This is a genomic window from Aquipuribacter hungaricus (genome assembly GCF_037860755.1).
GTDB lineage: Bacteria > Actinomycetota > Actinomycetes > Actinomycetales > JBBAYJ01 > Aquipuribacter > Aquipuribacter hungaricus.
This window is the reverse complement of the sequence record NZ_JBBEOI010000218.1, coordinates 1-5,813: the sequence shown is the minus strand read 5'-3', so window position 1 is coordinate 5,813 and position 5,813 is coordinate 1. Positions and strand designations below refer to the sequence as shown.

At 74.9% G+C, this 5,813-nt stretch carries 5 protein-coding genes; 1 reads left to right on the top strand and 4 read right to left on the bottom strand.

Annotated elements, in window-relative coordinates:
* Positions 1–75: 75 nt before the first annotated feature.
* The 4 genes from WCS02_RS16535 to WCS02_RS16520 form a co-directional block, all read right to left on the bottom strand.
* The gene (locus tag WCS02_RS16535; protein WP_340295228.1) at positions 76–939 is read right to left on the bottom strand and encodes an ABC transporter permease; all 864 of its coding nucleotides are present in this window, start codon (positions 937–939) and stop codon (positions 76–78) included.
* Positions 939–1,904, bottom strand: coding sequence for an ATP-binding cassette domain-containing protein (locus WCS02_RS16530; RefSeq protein ID WP_340295227.1), 966 nt, complete (start codon positions 1,902–1,904; stop codon positions 939–941). Before WCS02_RS16530 ends, WCS02_RS16535 begins: the two co-directional genes overlap by 1 nt.
* 195 nt (positions 1,905–2,099) lie before the next feature.
* Entirely contained in the window at positions 2,100–2,669 is a 570-nt protein-coding gene (locus tag WCS02_RS16525) for a hypothetical protein (RefSeq protein ID WP_340295225.1), read from the bottom strand.
* Between the two features lie 86 nt (positions 2,670–2,755).
* Entirely contained in the window at positions 2,756–3,673 is a 918-nt protein-coding gene (locus WCS02_RS16520) for an MEDS domain-containing protein (protein WP_340295223.1), read from the bottom strand.
* A gap of 332 nt (positions 3,674–4,005) precedes the next feature.
* Here WCS02_RS16520 and WCS02_RS16515 point away from each other — a divergent pair, with 332 nt between their 5' ends.
* On the top strand, positions 4,006–5,634 hold the full coding sequence (locus tag WCS02_RS16515) for a flavin monoamine oxidase family protein (RefSeq protein ID WP_340295221.1): 1,629 nt from the start codon (positions 4,006–4,008) through the stop codon (positions 5,632–5,634).
* The last annotated feature ends 179 nt before the right edge of the window (positions 5,635–5,813 follow it).

Here is a 5,813-nt window from a genome sequence, read left to right as displayed (position 1 = left end):
CCGGCCGTCGCCCCGCGGGCGGCCGGGGCCCCCGCGCAGGGGTGACCAGCCGGACCGGGGCGGCGGGGCGCAGCCTCAGGCGTTCTCCTTGCGGAACGTCCGCGTCCCCACGTACGCCCCGGCCGCGAACAGCACCAGCGCCCACAGCACGCCCCACACCACCGTGAGCGTCCAGTCGTCGGCGAAGACCGCGCGCACGGCGTCGACCACGTACCGGGTCGGGATGACGGAGCTCACGCTGACCAGCCACTGCGGCGCCCCCGTGGCGGTGGAGATCGGCAGCAGGATCCCGGACAGCAGCAGCACCGGCAGCACGATGCTGTTGAGCACCGGCGCCATGACGTCCTCGCTCTTGGTCGTCAGGGCGAGGGCGTTGGACGCCGCCGAGCACGCCGCGCCGACGACCATGACCAGCAGCAGCCCGAGCAGCATGCCGCCGACCGAGGCGCGCAGGCCGAAGGCGAACGACAGCCCGACCAGCACCACGCCCTGCACGGCGAGGAGCACCACGTCGCGCAGCACCCGACCCAGCAGCAGCGCGGTGCGGCTGGCGGGGGTGACGCGCTCGGCCTCCACCACGCCCTCGCGCCACTCGGCGATGAGCCCGAACCCCGCGAACAGGGCCCCGAACAGGCCGAGCTGGACGAGCAGGCCCGGGACGAAGAACGTGTAGGCGTTGTCGGCGCCGATCTGGTCGGCGATCGGCTCCAGCAGCGGGCCGAAGAACAGCAGGTACAGCACCGGCTGGGCCAGGCCGATGATGACCCAGGCGGGGTTGCGCAGGTTCATCCGCATCTGCCGGCGCCAGACGATGCCGGTCTGGCTGACGAACTCACCGGCGCTGGCGCGCGAGGGGGCGGCGGACCCGGTGCCGGCCGAGCGGCGGCGGGGGGCGGGGACGCCCGTCGTGGTCGACGGCTGGTCGGAGGTGGTGGGCATCAGGACTCCTCGCGCAGCGAACGGCCGGTCATGGTGAGGAACACGTCGTCCAGCGTCGGTCGCCGGACCTCCACGGCGTCCAGGGCGATCCCCCGGGCGTCGATCTCGCGCAGCAGGCGGGGCAGGGCGCTGCCCGCGTGGGGCAGCCGGGTGGACACCCGCCGGCCGTGCGCCGCGACCTCGGCCGCCCCGTCGACCGCGGACAGCACCGCGACCGCGTCGGCGACCCGGGCGGTGTCGGCGAGGTCGAGCTCGACAAGGTCGCCGGCCACCTGGCGCTTGAGGGCGTCGGGGGTGTCCGCGGCGACGATCTGCCCGTGATCGATGACGAGGATGCGGTCGCACAGCGCGTCCGCCTCGTCCAGGTAGTGGGTGGTGAGGAAGATCGTCATCCCCCGCTCCTCGCGCAGCGAGCGGATGTGGGTCCACAGGTTGGCGCGCGCCTGCGGGTCGAGCCCGGTGGTCGGCTCGTCGAGGAACACCAGCGTCGGGTCGTGGACCAGACCCATGGCGATGTCGAGGCGGCGCCGCTGCCCGCCGGACAGGCTGCCGGGCTTGCGGCCCCAGATGCATGGCAGGTCGAGCTGGTCGAAGAGCTCGCGGCCGCGGGCCTCGGCGCGCTGGCGCGGGATCCCGTAGAGCATCCCGTGGTCGACGACCTCCTCCCCCGCGATCGCCTCGCGCGACGTCGAGCCGGACTGCGAGACGTAGCCGATCGAGCGCCGGACGGCGACGGGGTCGCGGGCCACGTCGTGGCCGGCCACCGTCGCGGTCCCGGCCGTCGGGGCGAGGAGCGTGACGAGCATCCGCAGCGTCGTGGTCTTCCCGGCGCCGTTCGGCCCGAGGAAGCCGACCACCTCGCCCTCGGCGACGTCGAGGTCGACCCCTGCGACGGCCACCACGTCCTCCTTGACCTGGCCGCGCTTGGTGCGGAACGTGCGGGCGAGCCCACGGGCGTGGATCACCGGTCCTCCAGGTGGGTGCGGCGGTCGTCGACGGCCGCGACCGTACCGACGGGCGCCGACAGGCGGCACCGGGTTTCCGACCGCCCGGCGGGCCCATACTCATCGACCGCAGGGCCCTGGGTCGCGGACGGCGACGCGGCGACCTGACCAGCAGGACAGGCGCGTCGGGTGGGCCACGAGCCGCGGCCCGCGTCGTCAGCCCAGGCGCGCCCGCACCCGCCGCAGCAGGGTCGCCCGGTCCTTATGGTGCTGCTCGTACGCCTCGAGGGCCCGCAGCGCGTCCTCGTCCATGCCGTCGAGGCGGTCGAGCACCTGGGGCACGGTGAGGTCGTCGTACCCGCGCAGCGGCTCCTCCGCCCGCGCGGCCTTCCCGGCCTCGGCCGCCGCCGGGGTGTTGGCGACGTGCTGCTCGCCGCGGCGCGACCCCTCGCGCTTGGCGGCCTCCGTGGCCTTCTTCTCCGCCGGCGACAGCTCGTCCCAGGCGGCCGCGGGCAGGTACCGGGAGGTCTCCTCGCCGTGGCGGGCGCGGTCGTCACCGTCCGCGGTCTGCCAGTCCTGGTCGGTCCACTCCGACAGGTGCTGCTGGGTCTCGTCCTTGCCGCCGGTGTACCCGCCGCCAGCCTTCTCGTACTCGTGCGCGAGCAGCTGGGCCTTGCGCGCGCTCCACTGGCCGGGCCTGCCGCCCTTGTCCCCCGCGACGACCTCGGCCTTGAGCCGCTCGCGCAGGTCGGGGTCGGTGTACTTCTGCTCGGGCGTCCTGGCCATGCACCCAGTGAGCCACGGCGGTGCCGGCCCCGCGAGCGCTCGAGGACCCCGGCCGCCAGGGTGCCGCCCGACCTGGGGGCGGGGCCTCAGGCGGCGACGCGGGGCAGCGGCAGCCGCGCCCAGACCCGCTTGCCGAACGGCAGCCGCTCGACGCCCCAGGAGTCGGACAGCGCGTCGATGATGACGTAGCCGCGGCCGTTCTCGGCGAGCAGGTCGTCGCGCGGGGCGGGCAGCTGGTCGGAGGCGTCGGTGACCGAGAGGTCGACGTCACCGCCGTGGACGTCGACGGCCAGGGTCGGACGGGACCCGCCGTGGCGCACGGCGTTGCCGACGAGCTCCGCGACGACCAGGACGAGGTCGTCGGCCCACTCCGTCCCGTCCAGCCCCCAGGTCCGGCACAGGTCGGTGACGGCGGCACGGGCCAGCGGCGCGGACTCCGGGCCGGCGGGCAGGTCGAGCGCCCAGGTCGCGTCCACGGGCCGGGCCGCGGTGTCGTGGAGGCCCTGCACCAGGTCGAGGTCGGCCTGCCCGGGCAGCAGGCCGTGGGCGTACCCGCACAGCAGCCGCACCGGCGTGGTCCGGGTGACGCTGCCCCACAGCTCCTCGAGAAAGACGGCGCCGGCCAGGTCGCCCTCCTCGGCGAGCAGGCCGACCATCTCGCCGTAGGCGGCCACGGCCCCGGACCGCCCGGTGAGCTCGGCCAGCAGCGGGTCGAGGACGGCGTGGAAGGCGTCGGCGTCGATGCCGTCCGGCGTGCGGAACAGGGCCAGCGTGGCGGCGGCGTCCCGCTCGACGTAGCGACCCTCGCCCCGGGCACGGTCGAGGTCGACGCCCGCCGCGACGAGGGCGTCGGCCGCCCCCGCCAGGTGGTCGGGGGTGGCCAGGAGCAGGGCGGCCTCGCCGCGCAGCAGCGACACGGACAGGAAGCTGGCGATACCGGCGGCGAGACCGTCGCCGGAGTCGTGGAGCAGCACCTGGTGGGGGCGGGTGGTGGGGGCAGTCATCCTCGGGCCGTTCGGCAGGAGCCGACCGGGGAGGTCGGCATCACGGGGGCGCGTGCACCGTCCGGGGTGACCTGCACGCAGGGGGGCGGTCGCCGTTGTTAGCGCGACCACGAGAACGGTATCCCGGCCGGATGCACCCGGTCACGTGCGTCACCCGGACGGTTCAGCGCGCAACCACCCGCCCTGACCTGCGTCGACGTGCCGGCTGGGTGAAACCTGCTGCGACTGATCGTCACAGGACCTTCTCACAGCGGTGACACAGCGCAACGTCTGCGTAACACCGAGGTCGCAGCATCAGCGCCACCCACTCCACCGACCTCGGGAGTCCCTGCATGACGAGCACCACCACGACCGGCCTGTCGCGCCGCCACTTCCTCCACGCGCTGGGGGTGACCGGCGGCGCCGGTGCCGTCCTCGGGGCCATGGAGACCCTCGGCGTCGTGCCCGCGGCGAGCGCGCACACCGTCGCCTTCCAGGCACCGCGCGACGGCGACTTCAGCCTGCAGGGCCGGGCGAACCGCCGCCACGTCGTCGTCCTGGGCGCGGGCGTGGCCGGACTCGCCGCCGCCTTCGAGCTGCAGAAGGGCGGCTACCGCGTCACCGTCCTCGAGGCCGGCGACAGGCCCGGCGGCCGGAACTGGACCGCCCGGCGCGACAGCACGTCGGTCGAGACCGACGGCACCCGGCAGACCGCCCGGTTCGACCGCGACCAGTACATGAACATGGGCCCGGCCCGGATCCCGCAGCACCACACGACGATGCAGTACTGCCGCGAGCTCGGCGTCCCGCTGGAGGTGTTCGCCAACGCCAACGCCTCCGGCTACTACTTCAACCAGCCCTCCGCCACCGCCGGCGGCCCGCTGGCCGGGACCCCGGTCCGCCACCGCGCCGCCAAGGCCGACCTGTTCGGCCACACCTCCGCGCTGCTGGCCAAGGCCGTCAGCCAGGGCTCCCTCGACGCCGAGCTGAGCGCGGCCGACAAGGAGAACCTCATCGGCTACCTGCGCTCCTTCGGCGCGCTCACGGCGACCGACACCTACGTCGGCAGCGGCCGGGCCGGCTACCCGCGCGACGACGAGCCGGGCGGCTGGTTCGACCGCGGCACGCCGCTGGCACCGATGGACCTGGGCGACCTGCTGGCCGCGGGCGTCGGGCGGAACTTCTCCTTCGAGGCCGGCTGGGACCAGGCCATGATGATGTTCCAGCCCGTCGGCGGCATGGACGCCATCCCGCGCGCGCTCGCCGACGCGGTCCGCAGCGTCATCCGCTACGGCGCGCCCGTGAGCGGCATCCAGAACACCCCGACCGGCGTCACGGTCACCTACACCCGCGACGGCGCGACGAAGACCGTCGACGCGGACTACTGCGTCTGCACGATCCCGCCGCAGCTCATGGGCGGCATCGCGTCGAACTTCTCCGCGCAGACCAAGGCGGACCTGGCCGTGCCGGTCCCTGTGAGCGTCGGCAAGGTCGGCCAGCAGTACCGCCGCCGGTTCTGGGAGACCGACGAGCAGATCATGGGCGGCATCACCAACACCAACATGGACAACGGCACCATCTGGTACCCCTCGTCGGGCTACCTCGGCGCCAAGGGCGTCGTCGTCGGCTCGTACAACTTCGGCGCCAACGCCGACGCCTACGGCGCGCTGACCCCGGCCGAGCGCGTCGCGCGCACCGTGGAGCGCGGCTCGCTGGTGCACGGGGCGCCGTACCGCGACGAGCTGGAGACCGCGTTCACCGTGGCGTGGCACAAGATGCCGCTGCAGAAGGGCGGCTGGGTCGGCTGGCCGGCCGGCACCCAGGGCGGCCCCGAGACCGCCTACGGGCGCCTCACCCTGCCCGACGGCAACACGTACTTCGCGGGCGACCACATGAGCTACGTCATCGCCTGGCAGCACGGCGCCTTCGAGTCCGCCCGGCACACCGTGACCTCGCTGCACACCCGCGCCCTGGCGACCTGAGGTGGCGCCGCGGCCCCGGGCGCACGGCTCGCACCCGACCGGCGGGGCCGCGGCCCACCTGCCCCGACCCTCCTCCCCCCCCACCCGGCTCCCCCCACCCCGCCCCCCCTCCCCCCCGGGCCCCGGGCCTCTCCCGGGCCCCGTCGCCCGGCCCCTCCCACCCCCCCCCCGGCCCCCCC